General features: G+C 67.4%; 13 protein-coding genes. 9 read left to right on the top strand and 4 right to left on the bottom strand.

Translation table 11 applies throughout. The features are described from left to right. Nucleotides 1–129: 129 nt before the first annotated feature. From M8009_RS03695 to M8009_RS03680, 4 genes are all read right to left on the bottom strand, one after another. Entirely contained in the window at nt 130–975 is an 846-nt protein-coding gene (locus M8009_RS03695; protein WP_250059487.1) for an ABC transporter ATP-binding protein, read from the bottom strand. A 977-nt stretch (nt 976–1952) separates the two neighbouring features. Next, nucleotides 1953–3146, bottom strand: a complete 1194-nt coding sequence (locus tag M8009_RS03690) for a nucleotidyltransferase family protein (RefSeq protein WP_250059400.1) — start codon at nt 3144–3146, stop codon at nt 1953–1955. Next, nucleotides 3136–4164, bottom strand: a complete 1029-nt coding sequence (locus M8009_RS03685; RefSeq protein WP_250059399.1) for a hypothetical protein — start codon at nt 4162–4164, stop codon at nt 3136–3138. Before M8009_RS03685 ends, M8009_RS03690 begins: the two co-directional genes overlap by 11 nt. Nucleotides 4165–4341: 177 nt before the next feature. Continuing rightward, nucleotides 4342–5367, bottom strand: a complete 1026-nt coding sequence (locus tag M8009_RS03680) for a hypothetical protein (RefSeq protein WP_250059398.1) — start codon at nt 5365–5367, stop codon at nt 4342–4344. Between the two features lie 345 nt (nt 5368–5712). Here M8009_RS03680 and asd point away from each other — a divergent pair, with 345 nt between their 5' ends. From asd to M8009_RS03635, 9 genes are all read left to right on the top strand, one after another. Then, nucleotides 5713–6825 (top strand): aspartate-semialdehyde dehydrogenase, encoded by a 1113-nt coding sequence (asd, locus tag M8009_RS03675; protein WP_250059397.1) that lies wholly within the window; start codon nt 5713–5715, stop codon nt 6823–6825. A gap of 247 nt (nt 6826–7072) precedes the next feature. Then, the gene (locus M8009_RS03670; protein WP_250059396.1) at nt 7073–9958 is read left to right on the top strand and encodes a FimV/HubP family polar landmark protein; all 2886 of its coding nucleotides are present in this window, start codon (nt 7073–7075) and stop codon (nt 9956–9958) included. A gap of 6 nt (nt 9959–9964) precedes the next feature. After that, nucleotides 9965–10885 carry a tRNA pseudouridine(38-40) synthase TruA gene (gene truA / locus M8009_RS03665; RefSeq protein WP_250059395.1) on the top strand — a complete coding sequence of 307 codons (921 nt, stop codon included), beginning with the start codon at nt 9965–9967 and terminating at the stop codon, nt 10883–10885. Next, complete coding sequence (locus M8009_RS03660) at nt 10882–11520, top strand: phosphoribosylanthranilate isomerase (protein ID WP_250059394.1); 639 nt, start codon at nt 10882–10884, stop codon at nt 11518–11520. Before truA ends, M8009_RS03660 begins: the two co-directional genes overlap by 4 nt. A 61-nt stretch (nt 11521–11581) precedes the next feature. Further along, a complete protein-coding gene (trpB, locus tag M8009_RS03655; protein ID WP_250059393.1) occupies nt 11582–12796 on the top strand; it encodes a tryptophan synthase subunit beta in 1215 nt (404 codons plus the stop codon). A gap of 15 nt (nt 12797–12811) precedes the next feature. Continuing rightward, on the top strand, nt 12812–13615 hold the full coding sequence (gene trpA / locus M8009_RS03650) for a tryptophan synthase subunit alpha (protein ID WP_250059486.1): 804 nt from the start codon (nt 12812–12814) through the stop codon (nt 13613–13615). Nucleotides 13616–13693: 78 nt separating this feature from the next. Further along, nucleotides 13694–14716 carry an acetyl-CoA carboxylase, carboxyltransferase subunit beta gene (gene accD, locus M8009_RS03645; protein ID WP_250059392.1) on the top strand — a complete coding sequence of 341 codons (1023 nt, stop codon included), beginning with the start codon at nt 13694–13696 and terminating at the stop codon, nt 14714–14716. Between the two features lie 9 nt (nt 14717–14725). After that, nucleotides 14726–16159 (top strand): bifunctional folylpolyglutamate synthase/dihydrofolate synthase, encoded by a 1434-nt coding sequence (locus M8009_RS03640; RefSeq protein ID WP_250059391.1) that lies wholly within the window; start codon nt 14726–14728, stop codon nt 16157–16159. An 11-nt stretch (nt 16160–16170) separates the two neighbouring features. Next, entirely contained in the window at nt 16171–16836 is a 666-nt protein-coding gene (locus tag M8009_RS03635) for an SPOR domain-containing protein (RefSeq protein ID WP_250059390.1), read from the top strand. The last annotated feature ends 2 nt before the right edge of the window (nt 16837–16838 follow it).

Below are 16838 nucleotides of genomic sequence, written 5' to 3'. Positions count from 1 at the left end.
CTGCAGGGTGTAACTGCAGGGTGTAACTGTATAGGGTGTAACTGCAGAGAGTTGGCCTTGGCTTGGAGCCGGGAGTCGGGAATTGAGCCCGGCTCCCGGCTCTTTTGTTGTCCAGGCTGTCTCTCGTCCCTATACCTCGGCATCCCGATAATGAAATGCCTGCTTGTTGAACAGCTTGCAGTAGGTGCCGCGCTTGCGGATCAGCTCCTCGTGCGTGCCACTTTCACAGACTCTGCCTTGATCCATCACATAGATATAGTCGGCCATCCTGACGGTGGACAGCCGATGGCTGATCATCAGGGCGCCGCGATGATTGATTCGCTCCCGGAAGTTCTCGAACATCTCGAACTCGGCCTCGGGGTCCAGCGAGCTGGTCGGCTCGTCGAGTATGATGAACGTCGATTTTCTCAGGAAGGCGCGTGCCAGGGCGAGCTTCTGCCACTGCCCGATGCTGATCTCCTGCCCCTCGTCAAACATTCGGGTAAGAGGGGTATCATAACCGCGCGGTAGCCTGCTGATAAAATCGTCGGCGCCGGCGTTGATGGCTGCCGTCATGATCGAGGGTTGCTCGCCGGAAGACTGGATGTCACCGAAGTGAATATTCTCCTTCACGCTCGCTGCATATTGGGAGTAGTCCTGGAAGATGACGCTGAACAGATTGCGGTACTGCTCCGGGCTGTAGTTCCGGATATCGACGCCATCGAGGGTGATGCGGCCCTGGGCGGGGTCGTAGAGCCGGCACAGCAGCTTGATCAGGGTGGTCTTTCCCGACCCGTTGACGCCCACCAGCGCGACGACCTGGCCAGGGCGGATACTGAGGTCGATATCGCTCAGGGTCGGCTCAGCCGATCCGGGGTACTGGAAGCCGACCTTTTCGAAGCGGATGCCTTCGCGAAGGCTCTCTGGTACCGCCGCCGGGTGGTTCGGCTCAGCGATCTCGGGGCGAATATCCAGGAACTCGAACAGCAGCCCCATGTAGAGGTGGTCCTCATAGAGCTTGGACAGTTGCTGTACCAGCTCCTGTCCCATGGTCTGGGCGCGCTGGAAGATCAGCATGAACAGCACTAGGTCGCCGACACTGCTGTGTCCTTCCGCGGTCTGCCAGGCCAGGTAGGCCAGGCTGGTGAAAAAGGCGATGGCTGCGGCGCTGCCGACGACCACTTCGAGGCGGGTGCGTCGCTGGGTGATCTGCAGGCGCTCCCGGCGAATTTGGCCTCGCAGCTTGGCGTATTGAGCCCGCAGGTGGTCGCCCAGCTGGTAGATGCGCAGTTCCTTGGCGTGCAGGTTGGAGGTCATCAGCCAATCGAGGTAGCTGGCTTTCCGCTCCATCTGCGTCCGACGGCGCTGCCAGTCATAGAGGTGTCGCGTGAAGTGAAGGCGCACCAGCAGCCCCGGTAGGATGGCCACCAACAGGACAGGCAGCAGCAGCCAGTCGATCGAAACGAGCAGGACAACGACCGCCGCCAGCATGAGGCCATTTCGCGACAGCATCATCAGGTTGCCGATGACCTGGGCGGGGCGCTGGTTGCCTGACTCCCGAGCCCGCTCTAGCGTGTCGAAATAGCGTGGGCTCTCATAGAAGGCCAGGTCGGCACTGACGGCACGCTCATGGACCTTGCCGTCGATGTAGTCAGCCACCAGCAGGGCCTGCGCTTCCTTGGCCAGGTTCGATAGGGCGCGGGTCACCATGAAAGCCAGGGTCGCTCCCCCGGTGAGGGCAACATAGCCCAGGACTTGCTCCATGCCCTGGGCCGCGGTGGCCTCATCGCCCAGCAGGGTCGTGACCAGATCGACCAGCTGCTTGAGCAGATAGAGCGCCGCCAGGCCGAAACCGACCTCGAGCACCATGAGGAAGGTGGTGAGCAGGGCGCACTTGCTACTGCTGGCCCAGAGCAGTGGCAGAACCCGGCGAAGGGTGCCGAGGGGCTCCAGGATGGTTCGCGGGGAAGGAATCATTGTGCGGGCCACCGGGCTCGACGGCGTTTGGCCAGGGCGCGGTAGGGCCGTATGGCGTAGTAGAGCCACTGCCAACGGGATGGCAATGGGAGGAACTGGTAATCGATATAACCCGGCTGCAGCGGGCTGGCCCATTTCCTGAGGCGGCTTGTCCACCGATTGGCCAGGGTCGTCTGCCAGGTGAAGCCGAACTGCCGGGTGGGTCGCTGGCGGCGCAGTGCCAGTTCGGCCTCGAGCCCGCCCTGCAGCGTCGTGAAGCAGGCCTCGAGCATCTCGCGGCTGCGCGGGCTGAGGTGCAATGAGTGTTCGGGCTCGGGGGCGGCGAGCGCCCGGTAGAATTCCAGGCAGGCATTGAACGTGGACGCCAGGCCCCGGCGCTCTGCGCAGGCGTAGGCCGCTGCCGCATCGAAGTCAGGATGGCGCTGGATGGCATCCAGGTCGACCAGCCAGTGAAGGTGTGACCAGTAGTGACGCGTGTGATGCAGGCAGATGTAGACAAACAGCTCGCTGGTCGGCATCGAGTACAGCAGGGCACCACCGGCCTGGTGGGCGACCCGGCTGTCGAGGAGCGCGTCGCTTTGGTAGATCCCGGTGCCTCGGTCGATCTCATGGTGGACTTCGATACAGACGCCTGAGGGAGAGACAAGAGACACCACGGTTTTCGCGCGGAGGGCAAACTCGAGACTCTGCCTGTCGGGTGTCAAGGCTTCCGGGGCGAGTGGCCGATAGCCATGCCGCAGGGCGAATTCCAGCAGCTCGACACAGCGGTGGCGTGGCACCAGCAGGTCGATATCCCGGCAGGATCGCATGGCTGGTTCATCATAGTAGCGGGCCGCCAGAGCCGGCCCCTTGAAGAAGAGGTAGGGAATATCCAGGGGATCCAGTATTTCGCCAACCAGGCGCTGCTGTTCGCCGGCGACGAGCAGGTTGACCTGAACGAGGCTCAGGGCCCGCTGACGCAGGTGAGCCGCATCGGCCGGTGACAGCGTCGGCGGCGACAGCTCGTGCAGGTGGCGATACACCAAGGGCAGCACCAGCTGCCGTTCTGCCCGCCTCGCCACCTCATGCCAGGCCTGGATGCCGCTGCAGAGGGTCAGGGCTGCCTCTCGCTGAGCCTCGGACAGCTCCAGCCTGGCCAGCAATATCAGCAGGCGAAGCGTGGCGTCGGGTCGATCGAGTTTAGCTGGCATGTCCCGCTCGCTCATGGATATGGTGCATCAGCGGGGTCAGGCTCTCCTCGACCTTCTCCAGCGACCAGGGCCGCCGGTAGCGATAGACCCGGATCTGCCGCGCCAGGTCGGCGCCATATTGCATCAGCCGGGCAGGACCATTGAAGCGCTGCCCCCACTCCGGCAGGTAGAGGGCCGACATCACAATCCTGAAGGCCTCGACGCCTTCGACTGGCTCGATGGAGGCCTTTTCATCGGCGGGCACTCGCTCCAGCATCACGAGCGCTTTCAGTTGCTCGCTGTCGTGGGTGAACCCCAGGTGCCGGTTCAGATGAAATTTTTCCGTGCGTGTCAGGTCCCGGACCAGGCCCTGACGATCGATGCCCAGGCGTTCCAGGGCGTCCTTCCATAACTTGAGGCGAGGGGGCCCCGGATAGAGGGTGGGGGGCGTCTCCTCGGGCCTGATCACCCCGACATCGTCGCTGACCAGCTTCCAGCCGTATCGATAGTGCAGCCACGCTGCGAGGGTTGACTTGCCTGCCCCGGAGTCTCCCGTGAAGCCCCAGACGCCAGCCGGGGTCTGTACCGCACTGATATGGAGGGGCAGCCAGTGTCGCTGGTGGAGCAGTGCGCCCAGGGCGCTTCCCAGCAGGTAGACGCGCAGGTCACCCTCGTCGGTCGTCGACCCGCACGCGGGCCCCAGCCGGCGATCGACGCGGATACTCATGCCCTGCTCGACGCGATAGCGCGCGATGCGATCGAGGAGAAACTGGCAGCAATTGCCGCTGCACTGGAGCCAGGGCGTGCTGAACTCTGCCTCTTCAAGGTGGCCAGCCACTTCGCCGATGCGAATGTGGATGTCGGGGCTCGCTTCAGGCGGCAGCGCTTCGAGCTCGGGAAGCTCAAGCTGTGAAGCGATCGTCAGCCCGTAGGTGGCGTAGAAACGGAAACAATGAGGAGGTGATGAGTTTCGGCGCCTGTTCGGCAGTGGCGATACCGGAGGGAAGTCCAGTGCAGGTAGATCTCTGGTGCCTGGCATGATTGCTCTCCGCCTTAGCTACGCCCCAATTGTTAATATACTGTAATCCCAATACCCGGGTGGCCAAGGATGAAAACTTTAAGTCTTGAACAGGGGGGGGCGACCTGGGGGGACGCCGTGCTGGCCGCCTTCGAGAAGCGTTGATCTCCTCATGCTCCGGCGCCGAGCTGGTGTGACTCAAGTTGCGTCATGACTCGCGCGCTCATGAATCCGTTGCACCAGCGGCGCCAGGCTCTGCTCCATGTCGTCCAGCGTCCAGGGACGGCGATAGCGATAGACCTGGATGCGCTGAGCCAGCTCGGAGGCGTAGGTCCTCAGCCGCGCCGGGCCGTTCAATGCCTGCCCCCACTCCGGTAGGTAGAGGGACGCCATGACGACCTCGAGGGCCTCCAGGCCTTCGAGGGGCTCCAGGCTGGCGGCGGTGCCCTTTTCGGCATGCTCCAGCAGGACGAGGGCCCTCAGCGGCTGGGCGTAGGTGTGGAATCCGCGGCGTCGAATGAGGTGATACTTGCCGCTTCGTGTCAGATCCCTGCTGAGGCTGTGATGATCGAACCCCAGGCTGGCCAGGGCATCCTTCCAGAGCTTGAGCCTGGGTGGGCCCGGGTGCAGGTAGGGGAGTGCCTCATCCGGCTTGATGACGCCGACCTCGTCTGTCAACAGTGGCCAGTCGTGGTGATAATGCAGCCAGGCAGCCAGTGTCGATGTTCCTGCGCCGGGAGCGCCGGTGAATCCCCAGATGCCGTCCGGCGTCTCCAGGGCGCTCAGGTGGAGGGGAAGCCAGTGCTTCTGGTGCAGCAGGGTGCCCATTGCGCTGCCCAGCAGATGGCCTCGCAGGTCCCTTTCAGGCGTGCCGGTCCCGCGGGTCTTCAACACGCGCCGGTCGATCAGGATACGCTTTCCCTGTTCGATTCGATAACGGGCGACCCCTTCGAAGACGAACTGGGAGCAGTCGGCGGAACCCTGCCGGTCGATGTCGCCAACGCCAGGTTTGTTCGGATCTTCAGGGAAGGAGTCGGCCAGTATTTCGATATCGGGGGTGGGCGTGGGCTCGGTGCCGCGAAGTTCGGGGAGCTCGAACTGCGAGCTGAGCACGAGGCCGTAGGTGCTGTAGTGGTAACGCGGCACGGCGGCTCTAAAGTGCCCGCGTTTCTCCTCGATGCCCGGAACGTTCCGGGCGGCAGGGACGGCGAGATCGTGGTGCATATCCTGAGCCCCCCTTCGGTGGGGTCTTGTCCATGTGCGTCAATGGATGGGCGGAATGCCGAGTGAGGCCCCTGACCCGCCTTGCCGTGGGCTCTTGATGCCCTCTACATAGATGCCGCTGGCGCTCGATGCCATCCATATCCATGCTGCTGGCGCTCGATGCATGTTACATAAGTTTACTTTATGCCGCCATATTGTCAAGAACTGTTACAAAATGCGTGCCCTGGCGGGTGAAGCCAGCGCTAGATGCTGGCCACACCTGCGCTGTCCGGGGCTGATCGTCGTCTGCGAGGGGTGGGTGGCTCGTGTATAATGCCCCCACATTCGATTTCTGGAGGGCTTCACATGTTGAAAGTCGGTTTTGTCGGTTGGCGTGGCATGGTGGGTTCCGTGCTGATGCAGCGGATGCTCGAGGATGGCGATTTCAAGGGCATCGAGCCGACCTTCTTCACGACCTCCCAGGTCGGCCAGGAGGGCCCCGATGTCGGCGTCGACGTGCCCCCGCTGAAGGATGCCTTCGACCTGGACGCCCTCAAGGCGCTGGACGTCGTTGTCACCTGCCAGGGCGGCGAATACACCGAGAAGGTCTACGCCGACCTGCGCCAGGGCGGCTGGAAGGGCTACTGGCTCGATGCCGCCAGCACCCTGCGCATGGCGGATGACGCCACCATTGTCCTCGACCCGGTCAATCGGAACGTCATCGATGCCCAGCTGGCCAAGGGCGCCAAGACCTTCGTTGGCGGCAACTGCACCGTCAGCCTGATGCTGATGGGCCTGGGTGGGCTGTTCGAGGCGGACCTGATCGAGTGGATGACCTCCATGACCTACCAGGCCGCCTCCGGCTCCGGCGCCAAGCACATGCGCGAGCTGCTGACCCAGATGGGCAGCCTGCGTGACAGTGTGGCCGACGAGCTGGCCGACCCGGCCAGCGCCATCCTCGACATCGATCGCAAGGTCACCGCGGCGATGCGCTCGGGCGACTTCCCCACCGACAACTTCGGTGCCCCGCTGGCCGGCAGCCTGCTGCCCTGGATCGACGTCAAGCGCGACAACGGCCAGAGCAAGGAGGAGTGGAAGGGCTCCGTGGAGACCAACAAGATCCTCGGCCTTCAGGACAACCCGATCCCCATCGACGGGCTCTGTGTGCGCATCGGGGCCATGCGCTCCCACAGCCAGGCCTTCACCATCAAGCTCAAGAAGGATGTCCCGATCGACGAGATCGAGGATCGCCTGGCTCGCCACAACGACTGGGTCAAGGTGATTGCCAACGACAAGGACGCCACCATCGATGGCCTGACGCCGGCCGCCGCCACCGGCACCCTGAGCGTGCCGGTGGGTCGCCTGCGCAAGCTGGCCATGGGCGGCGAATACCTCTCCGCCTTCAGCGTCGGTGACCAGCTGCTGTGGGGTGCGGCCGAGCCGCTCAAGCGCATGCTGAAGATCCTGCGCGAGCAGTAAGCCCCATGCGGCGGTTCATGACCGCGTGAACGAAAGCGGGACGCCCTGGTGGTGTCCCGCTTTCGTTGGTAAGCACGCATTCGCATGTTGAGCGATCAATGGCTTATGTTGAATGTATGGTTGCCGCTAGTGTTCCGGGAGGGTACCGGTGCAGGGAATGTGATACATAGTCATCATAATCACTAAGAATATACTACCAGGCACCGCCGGGTCGGCGGGGCGCAGTGGAACGACGCAAGGGAACCCGATGAAACGCAAGCTGACACTCGCCATGCTGCTTTCGCTCTCCGCCGCCAGCCCGCTGGCGCTGGCCCTCGGCCTGGGGGAGGCCGAGGTGAACTCGACGCTCAATGCGCCGCTGCGGGCGAGCATCCCCTTGACCGACAGCAGTGGCCTGCAGCCAGAGCTGCTCAATGTCTCGGTGGCCGATGAGCGCGCCTTCTCGGCGGCCGGCCTGCCCCGCACCCCGCTGGCCGCCAGCGTGAAGATGGACGTGGCGAGACGCCAGGGGCGCCTGGTGGTCGACCTGAGCAGCGAGCGGGCCGTGCGTGAGCCCTGGGTCGACCTGCTGTTGCGCTTCGACTGGCCGGGCGGCCAGCAGCTGCGGGAGGTGACCCTGCTGCTCGACCCGCCGAACTATGACCAGCTTCCGGCTCTGGTCGCGGCGTCCTCGACTGCGCCGCGGGAGGCCACATCTTCCACCCGCGCGCCCGCCCCGACGGAGGACGCTTCGTCCCGCCCGGTGGCCCGCACCTCCAGCGCCGGCTCGGGGGATCCCGCCTGGGTGCGCAGCGGCGACACCCTCTGGTCGGTGGCCGGCCGGCTGCGGCCGGACAGCGGCATCAGCAGGAACCAGATGATGGTCGCCCTGGTGGAGGCCAACCCGGAGGTCTTTCCCTCCGACAACATCAATGCCATGCGGGCGGGTTTCACGCTGGTGGTGCCGTCCCGCGAGGCGATCGCGGCACGCTCCGCCGCCGATGCCGAGCGCGTCGTCCAGGCCATGAACCAGGCCTGGGCCAACCGTGGCAGCGGGGCACCGGCTCGGGTTGCGCTGGGGGGTCCCTCTGATGCCCCGGCGTCGGCCGTGGCCAGCGCGCCGGCACAGCAGGGGGCATCGGCGGAACCGACCAGCGAGGCCCAGCCTCAGGACGTCGAGACGGCGTCCAGCGAGGCTGCCGCCAACGACGAGGACGCCGCTGGCGAAGCGGGGCAGCGGCTGACGCTGCTCAGCGATGCCGAGGTGGCCGCCGAGGACGTGGTGCCGGCCGAGGGCATCTCGGCCCGGCAGGAGGGTGAGTCGTCCGCCGGTGCGCCGCTGGAGGAGGAAGAGGAGGAGGAGGCGGCTGCCGCCTCCCTGGCCATGCCCGCGGACAGCGAAGGCGAGGGGCCGTTCATCGACCCCGAAGTGCTGGCGCTGATCCAGGGCGGCGGCGAGCTCACCGAGGACCAGCGGCTGCTGCGCCTCGAGGCGCGGTGGCTAGAGAACCGTCAGGCCCTGGAGGCGGTTCGCAGCGAGCGTGACGAGTTGCAGTCCCAGCTTGGCGACCTGCGTGAGGAGCTGGACGCCATGCGCGACCAGCTGGCCGCCCTGAGTGCCGGGGGGCAGGGTGCCGATGCCCCGGGCGCCGGTGGGGTGGTGGCCCCCGGCAGCGAGCCGGACGCTTCCCAGCAGGCGCCCTGGTGGGGCGCGCTCTACCAGGGCGGTACCGACCGCAACCTGATGCTGGGAGGGGCCGGGTTGGCGGCGCTGCTGGCGCTGTGGGCCCTGGTGCGACACCGCCGCCGCGAGGAGAGCGAGCCGGCGCCGGTGTTCAACGAGGCGCGCCCGGTGGACCCGGCAGCCAGTGGCGTGGTGGTGCCGGGCAGCCCCCAGGCGAAGGCGCAGCAGGCCGATCTCCGCGACGAGAAGAGCGAGGCGCCGGTGCGGGCGTCCATGCCCGAGGCCGAGGCGATCAGCGAGGCCGATATCTTCATCGCCTACGGGCGCTACGACCAGGCGCGAGAACTGCTGGAGTCCAGCCTGGCACGGGAGCCCGGGCGCGATGACCTGAGGCTCAAGCTGCTGCGGGTGCAGCTGGAGCAGGGCGATCATGCGGCGGCCGCGCGCCAGGCCGAGCAGCTGCGCGCCGGCGGAGACCCGGAACTCCAGGCCGAGGTCGCCCGGCTGATGGAGCGCCATGTCCGCAGCGCCCCGTCCGCCAAGGCAGCAGAACCCGTGGCGGAGACGCCTGCCGACCGGGCCGTCTTCCCTGTGGCCGACGAGCTGCCCCCGCGCCGCTTCGATGCACACGACACGCCAGATGATGCCCAGGCCCAGGACGAGCCTGTCCAAGACGAGCCCGGCCAGGACGGCGCGACGCCTCGCCAGGAACCCTCTCGTGAATCCTCTTCTCGCGACCCCGCCTCTTCTGAAACTTCTTCTCGCGAAACCGCCTCTCGCGAGAACCCCTCCGGCGAGGCACCGAGGGAGACCCCGGAAATCCGGGCGTTGCACGAGGAGACCGCCTCGGGCACTGATCAGGGCGATCCGCTGGCGCGCTATCGTCCGCCTGAGCTGGAGCCAGAAGCGCAAGCGGCACCGCAGGAGGATGACGCCCCGCGGCCGGATGTCGGCGCGCCATCCGATCTGGACGGCCAAGCGCCCGGGGAGGTCGAGCGACCCGAGGAGGCGCCGGGCGACCAGGAGCCCGACGTCGCCGAGGAACTGCAAAGCGTTCCTCTGGCCACTCGCCAGGCGGATGACGGCCGCGAGATCATCGACTATCGTCCGCCGGCGCTGGAGGAGCGCCCGGCGCCCCGCGAGGAGACGCCCATGCAGCCCAGCGTGGAGTTCACCTCGTCCGGTGGCGGAGACAGCGAGTCAGCGGATGCCATGCCCGGCATCAGGGCCGAACGCGGCATGCCCGAGGAGTGGGACGTCGAGGAGGTGGCCTTCCCGCCGCTGTCGCGGGATAATGCCCACTTTTCCGCGGCGCTTTCCTCCGCGTCGACGCTGGCCGAGGCGCGGCGTCTGCTGGACGCCGGCGAGGACGGCCAGGCCCGCGCGCTGCTCGAGAGCCTGATCGACGAGTCCGACGACCCGGATGCCCGGCAGGAGGCCCGCGAATTGCTGGACCAATCCGTGCAATGAGGCCGAATGACCCTTTTCCGATCCCTTGATGACCGCCACCCCCTGACCGGCCGCCTGGCCATGGGGGTGGAGTATGACGGTAGCGCCTACTGCGGTTGGCAGCGCCTCAAGCATGCCCCCTCGGTGCAGGCGGCGCTGGAGGCCGCACTGGCCAAGGTGGCGAACCAGTCGATCACCGTGCATGCCAGCGGCCGCACCGACTCCGGTGTCCACGCCACCCGCCAGATCATCCACTTCGATGCCCCGGTGCCTCGCTCGCAGAAGGCCTGGGTATTCGGCGTCAATGCCAACCTGCCACGCGATGTTGCCGTGCGCTGGGTGAAGCCGGTCCCCGACGCCTTCCATTCCCGCTTCAAGGCCCTGGCGCGGCGCTACCGCTACGTGATCCTCAACCAGCCGAGCCGCCCGGTGCTGGAACGGGCCAACGCCACCTGGTGTCGTGACCCCCTGGATGCCGAGGGCATGCACCGGGCCGCCCAGGCACTGGTGGGCGAGCATGACTTCTCGAGCTTCCGGGCCGCCGGCTGCCAGTCGAAGACCCCCTGGCGCCACCTCCACTTCATCGAGGTGCACCGACACGGCCCGCTGGTGGTCATCGACGTCCAGGGTAATGCCTTCCTGCATCACATGATCCGCAATATCGTCGGTGCCCTGGTCTCGGTGGGGCGCGGCGAGCGCGGCGATGACTACCTGAGCGAGCTGATGGCGCTGAAGGACCGGCGGCTCGCCGATGTCACCGCCCCGGCCTGCGGCCTGCACTTCGTCGATTCGCTCTACGATGAGGCGTGGGGGCTGCCGCGGGAGCCGCTGGGCCCCAACCTGCTGGCCTTCCTCGGCGAGTGGACCGGGGAGCGGCCGCTGCCCGACTGCCCGATGGTCGAGTTTCGCCGCGGCAGGCCGGTGGCCGCCGAGCAGGAGGCGACATGAGTGGGCGCACGCGAGTTAAGTTCTGCGGCCTGACGCGTCCCGAGGATGTCGACGCCGCGGTGGCCGCGGGCGCCGATGCCCTGGGCTTCGTGCTCTGGCCGGGCAGCAAGCGGGCCCTGGATGAGCAGCGACTCGCCGAACTGAGTGAGCGGGTGCCGGCCTTCGTTACCCGGGTCGGGCTGTTCGTCGACCCGGACCCGGGGCTGGTGGCACGCTCGGCCGAGCACCTGGACCTGCTGCAGTTCCATGGCGACGAGTCGCCGGCCGACTGCGAGGCCGCTGGCCGCCCCTGGATCAAGGCATTGCGCATGCGCGATGGCCTCGACCTTCACGCCGCCGCCGAGGTTTACGGCGGGGCGCGGGCGCTGCTGCTGGACGCCTACCGGCCGGGCGTGCCGGGCGGCACCGGCGAGACCTTCGACTGGTCGCGAATCCCCGCAGGCCTGGCAAAACCTGTTATCCTCGCCGGAGGCCTGTCGGCGGACAACGTGGCCGAGGCGATCGCGGCCGTGGCCCCGTTCGCCGTGGATGTCTCCGGTGGCATCGAGGCCGCGCCCGGCATCAAGGATGCCGCCCGCATGGCGGCCTTCCTGCGGGCCGTGCGCCGGGCCGATGACGCGCGATTCGACGCTTGAGCCCTGTTGATTTCACCCTGTTCCCCTACACCCCTTCTGGCGACCCTGTGAGGTGTCTTTCGTGAGCAAGTTCAGTGACCTGACCCGACTGCCGGATGCCCGCGGCCATTTCGGCGCCTACGGCGGCCGGTTCGTCTCGGAGACCCTGAGCTTCGCCCTGGATGAGCTGGAGAAGACCTATCTGAGTCTTCGTGACGACCCGGCCTTCCTGGCGGAATTCGACTACGACCTGGCCCATTTCGTGGGCCGCCCGTCACCGCTCTATCATGCCGAGCGCTGGTCGAAGCAGCTCGGTGGCGCACAGATCTGGCTCAAGCGCGAGGACCTCAACCACACCGGTGCCCACAAGGTGAACAACACCATCGGCCAGGCGCTGCTTGCCAAGAAGACCGGCAAGCCGCGAGTGATCGCCGAGACCGGGGCAGGGCAGCACGGCGTTGCGTCCGCCACCGTGGCAGCGCGGCTGGGGCTGGAGTGCGATGTCTACATGGGGGCCGCCGATGTGGAGCGCCAGAAGCTCAACGTCTATCGCATGCGCCTGCTGGGGGCCAACGTCATCCCGGTGGAATCCGGCACCCGCACGCTCAAGGACGCCATGAACGAGGCGCTTCGCGACTGGGTGACCAACGTCGACACCACCTATTACATCATTGGCACCGTGGCTGGCCCCCACCCCTATCCGATGCTGGTCCGCGACTTCAACGCGGTGGTCGGGCGTGAGGCGCGCCGCCAGTCCTTCGAGGAGTTCGGTAAGCTGCCCGATGCGCTGATTGCCTGTGTAGGCGGCGGTTCCAACGCCATGGGCCTCTTCTATCCCTTCGTTGAGGACGACGACGTCGTCATGTACGGGGTCGAGGCGGGCGGCGACGGCGTCGAGACCGGCCGCCATGCCGCGCCCCTGGCGTCCGGTGCGCCGCGCGGCGTGCTGCATGGCAACCGCACCTATTTGATGTCCGACGAGGGCGGCCAGGTCTCCGATACCCACTCGGTCTCGGCGGGCCTGGACTACCCGGGCGTCGGCCCCGAGCATGCGTTGTGGAAGGACGTGGGGCGGGTCAACTACGTGGCCGCCAACGACGATGACGTGCTGGCGGCCTTCCGCGAGCTGACCCACGTCGAGGGCATCATGCCGGCGCTGGAAACGGCCCATGCCCTGGCCTATGCCAAGGTGCTGGCGCCCACCATGCGCCCTGACCAGAACATCGTGATCAACCTCTCCGGTCGTGGTGACAAGGACATCATGACCGTCGCCAAGATCGACGGGATCGAATTCTAGATGACGGCCCAGACCATGAATCGTATCGACCAACGCTTCGCCGCGCTCAAGGCCGAGGGGCGCCGCGCGCTGATTCCCTACATCACCGCCGGTGACCCGGCGCCCGAGCACACCGTCGGCTTCATGCATGCCCTGGTGGAAGCGGGGGCCGACGTCATCGAGCTCGGGGTGCCGTTCTCGGACCCCATGGCCGACGGGCCGGTAATCCAGAAGGCCTGTGAGCGTGCCCTCAGGCACGGCGTGCGGCTCTCCCACCTGTTCGAGATGGTGCGCGAGTTTCGCCAGACCGACGGCGAGACCCCGGTGGTGCTGATGGGCTACCTCAACCCGGTGGAGCGCATCGGCCTCGAGGCCTTTGCCGACCAGGCCGTTGGGGCCGGTGTCGATGGCGTGCTGATCGTCGACATGCCGCCGGAGGAGGCCGACGAGGTCGGTCCGCTGCTCAAGTCCCGCGGGCTGGCCTCGATCTTCCTGATCGCCCCTACCACTTCGCGTGCCCGGGCCGCTACAATATGCGCCCACGGTGAGGGCTACATCTACTATGTTTCGCTGAAGGGCGTGACCGGCTCGGCAAGTCTCAATGCCGAGGATGTGGCCGAGCACCTGGCACCGCTTCGCGAGATGACCGACCTGCCGTTGTGCGTGGGGTTCGGCATTCGCGACGGGGCCTCGGCGGCCGAGGTGGGCAAGGTGGCCGATGGCGTGATCGTCGGCTCGGCGCTGGTCAATCGCATCGCCGAGAATGCCGAACGTCCCGAGGCAATCCCGGCCGCCCTGAAGGCGGTGCTGGGGAAGATGCGCCAGGCGCTGGACGCCTGAGCCGCGCCCGTCGCCAACCGAATCGACCCTGCCCCCGGCGCCGCCGGGGGCATCAGCCTATACGGAAGTGTTTCTGACATGAGCTGGCTAGACAAGATCGTGCCCTCGGTGGGCCGCATCCAGCGCAAGGAGCGCCGGGCGAGCGTGCCCGATGGCCTGTGGCGCAAGTGCCCCAAGTGTGAGGCGGTGCTCTATCTCCCCGAACTGGAGAAGCACCACAACGTCTGCCCCAAGTGCGACCACCATCTGCGGCTGACCGCCCGAAAGCGGCTGGACTGGTTTCTGGACAAGGAGGGCCGCGAGGAACTCGCCGCCAACCTCGAGCCGGTCGACCGCCTCAAGTTCCGCGACTCCAAGAAGTACAAGGACCGCCTGGCGGCGGCCCAGAAGGAGACCGGCGAGAAGGATGCGCTGATCGCCATGCGCGGCTCCCTGGAGGGGCTGCCGGTGGTGGTGGTGGCCTTCGAGTTCACCTTCATGGGGGGCTCCATGGGGGCCGTGGTGGGCGAGAAGTTCGTGCGTGCCGCGACCGTCGCCCTGGAGGAGGGCATCCCGCTGATCTGCTTCTCCGCCTCCGGTGGCGCACGGATGCAGGAGGCGCTGTTCTCGCTGATGCAGATGGCCAAGACCTCGGCGGCCCTGGAGAAGCTCAAGCAGGCCGGCGTGCCCTATATCTCGGTGCTGACCGATCCGGTGTTCGGTGGTGTCTCGGCGTCGCTGGCGATGCTCGGCGACCTCAACGTGGCCGAGCCCAATGCGCTGATCGGCTTTGCTGGGCCTCGGGTCATCGAGCAGACGGTCCGCGAGCAGTTGCCGGAAGGCTTCCAGCGCAGCGAGTTCCTGCTCGAGCACGGCACCGTGGACATGATCGTGCCGCGTGGCGAGATGCGCGAGCGGCTGGGCGGCGTGCTGCGCAAGCTCACCCATTGGCCGGTGGCCGGGCAGGGCGCTGACCTCGGCGACGAGCCTGACCTGGTGCAGGCGGCCGAACAGGCCGAGCAGGAAGAGGCGCTGGCGACCCGCAGCCCGACGTCGGCCGCCGAGCCGGAGGCCGACCGTGACGCCGAGCAGTCCGGCGAGCGCTCCGATCCGACGCGCTGACCGATCGGCATGAGCGACCACGCCCTTCCCGACACGCTTCCGGCCTGGCTGGCCCGGCTGGAGGCGGCCCACCCGGTCGGTATCGACCTCGGCCTCGAGCGCGTGGCCGAGGTCGCGCGCCGCATGGGGCTTCTCGAGGCGCCGCTCTCCGGCCGGGTGATCACCGTTGCCGGTACCAACGGCAAGGGGTCGACCGTGGCCATGCTCGAGGCGCTGGCCCGAGCCCATGGCCTCTCCACGGTGGCCTACACCTCGCCCCACCTGCTGCGCTACAACGAACGCCTGCGCCTCGACGGCCAGGAGGCCGACGACGCGACGCTGATCGCCGGCTTCGAGGCGGTGGAGGCGGCCCGCCTGGCGGGCGAGCCGGTCAGCCTCACCTACTTCGAGGTGGGCACCCTGGGGGCGCTGTGGGCCATCGCGCGATGTCGCCTTGACCTCGCCATCCTCGAGGTCGGCCTCGGCGGTCGGCTCGACGCCGTCAACATCATTGATCCGGATGTGGCGGTGATCACCACCGTGGCCCTGGACCACGCCGCCTTTCTCGGCACCGACCTGCAGGGCATCGGCCGCGAGAAGGCCGGCATCCTGCGTGCCGCCCGGCCCGCGGTGCTGGGCAGCACGACGCTGCCGGACAGCGTGCGCCAGGTGGCCGAGGAGCTCGGCGCCGACGTCTACGCCCTGGGTGAAGCCTTCCAGCGTGAAGGCGATGGCGAGGGCTGGAGCTTCTGGGGTCAGATGGCAGGTAGCCCTTTTGGGGTCAGACCCCAGCCAAGTCGCCAGGTCCGGCATGGTGCACTTTTCCAGCAGCGACCCCCTCAGCCGGGGTCTGACCCCAAAAGGGCGAGGACACCGCTGGGGTCTGGCCCCCAAGGCGTCATCGACCTCCCCGACCCCGGCCTGCCCCTGGACAATGCCGCCACGGCCCTGCAGGCGCTGGCGCTCGCCGGTGTGTCGCTGGACGCCAACGCCTGCCGTGAGGCCCTCTCCAGGGTCCAGCTGCCGGGCCGCATGCAGTGGCTGGGACAGTGGTGCCTGGATGTGGGCCACAACCCCCATGCCGCCGGCTATCTGGCCCTGCGGCTGGCGGCGCGCCCCTGCACTGGACGCACCATCGGTCTGCTGGGGATGCTCGCCGACAAGGATGCCGATGGCGTGATCGACGCCCTGTTGCCGGTGGTCGACGCCTGGGTGCCGGTGAGCCTAGCGGGGGAGCGTGCCCGCACGGCGGACGACCTGGCCGAGCGCCTGGCCCGCCGCGGCGGCGAGGTCTGGCACCGCAGCGCCTCGCCGGTCGAGGCGGCCGACTGGCTGGCGGCCCGACTCGCGCCCGAGGATCGGGTGCTGGTCTGCGGGTCCTTCTTCACCGTGGCCGAGGTACTGGAATGGTGGCTGGCGGCGGATCAGACTTCAGGGGAAGACACGGCCATCGAGGGAGCGTGATGAAATACGGAATGCGAGAACGTCTCAGCGGAGCAGTGATCCTGATCGCCCTGGCGGTGATCTTCGTCCCGATGCTGTTCGACGAGCCGGCGCCGCGCAGCGAGCGCCCCCAGCCGGTGATGTCCATCGAGCAGCCGGTGGAGGTCGAGCGTCGTGACGTGCCCGACCCCGAGCCGCCGACGAGCCTCGGGCAGATCCGGTCGCCCAGCGGGACCTCGTCCTCTGACCCGGCGAGCACGGAGGAGCGGATCGAACCGGAGACCGAGCAGGCGGTCGAGGCGATGGCTGACACCGAGCCGACGACCCCCGAGACGGCGGACACCGAGGCGCGTGACGAGGCCGACGAGGATCCCATCGCCGAGCTGGCGCGCGCCGCCGACCAGCGCCTGTCGGGCGAGGCCGAGCAGGCGAGCCGCGAGGCGGCCCAGGCGGCCCAGGCGGCGCCCGAGGGCGAGTGGGCCGTCCAGGTGGGCAGCTTCGGGGAGCAGGCCAATGCCGAGCGTCTCGAGTCGAACCTGGCCGCGCAGGGCCTGCCCGTCTATAGTCGCGTCCGTGACAACGGCCTGACCACCGTCTATGTCGGTCCCTACGCCACCTCCCGCGAGGGTGAGGAGGTGATGGCCAAGCTCAAGGCCGATGCCAACCTCCAGGGCCTGTTGGTGCGGACGGGCAACTGAGC

The organism is Halomonas gemina (genome assembly GCF_023554995.1).
Taxonomy (GTDB): Bacteria; Pseudomonadota; Gammaproteobacteria; order Pseudomonadales; family Halomonadaceae; genus Halomonas; species Halomonas gemina.
Note: the sequence above shows the minus strand (reverse complement) of the source record. Positions and strands in the feature narration are given on the sequence as shown.

Excerpts from the sequence above, each read along its gene's own strand:
- M8009_RS03695 (WP_250059487.1), bottom strand. The coding sequence starts at position 975 with ATGGGGCTGCTGTTCGAGTTCCTGGATATTCGCCCCGAGATCGCTGAG.
- M8009_RS03690 (WP_250059400.1), bottom strand. The coding sequence starts at position 3,146 with ATGCCAGCTAAACTCGATCGACCCGACGCCACGCTTCGCCTGCTGATA.
- M8009_RS03685 (WP_250059399.1), bottom strand. The coding sequence starts at position 4,164 with ATGCCAGGCACCAGAGATCTACCTGCACTGGACTTCCCTCCGGTATCG.
- M8009_RS03680 (WP_250059398.1), bottom strand. The coding sequence starts at position 5,367 with ATGCACCACGATCTCGCCGTCCCTGCCGCCCGGAACGTTCCGGGCATC.
- asd (WP_250059397.1), top strand. The coding sequence starts at position 5,713 with ATGTTGAAAGTCGGTTTTGTCGGTTGGCGTGGCATGGTGGGTTCCGTG.
- M8009_RS03670 (WP_250059396.1), top strand. The coding sequence starts at position 7,073 with ATGAAACGCAAGCTGACACTCGCCATGCTGCTTTCGCTCTCCGCCGCC.
- truA (WP_250059395.1), top strand. The coding sequence starts at position 9,965 with ATGACCCTTTTCCGATCCCTTGATGACCGCCACCCCCTGACCGGCCGC.
- M8009_RS03660 (WP_250059394.1), top strand. The coding sequence starts at position 10,882 with ATGAGTGGGCGCACGCGAGTTAAGTTCTGCGGCCTGACGCGTCCCGAG.
- trpA (WP_250059486.1), top strand. The coding sequence starts at position 12,812 with ATGAATCGTATCGACCAACGCTTCGCCGCGCTCAAGGCCGAGGGGCGC.
- accD (WP_250059392.1), top strand. The coding sequence starts at position 13,694 with ATGAGCTGGCTAGACAAGATCGTGCCCTCGGTGGGCCGCATCCAGCGC.
- M8009_RS03640 (WP_250059391.1), top strand. The coding sequence starts at position 14,726 with ATGAGCGACCACGCCCTTCCCGACACGCTTCCGGCCTGGCTGGCCCGG.
- M8009_RS03635 (WP_250059390.1), top strand. The coding sequence starts at position 16,171 with ATGCGAGAACGTCTCAGCGGAGCAGTGATCCTGATCGCCCTGGCGGTG.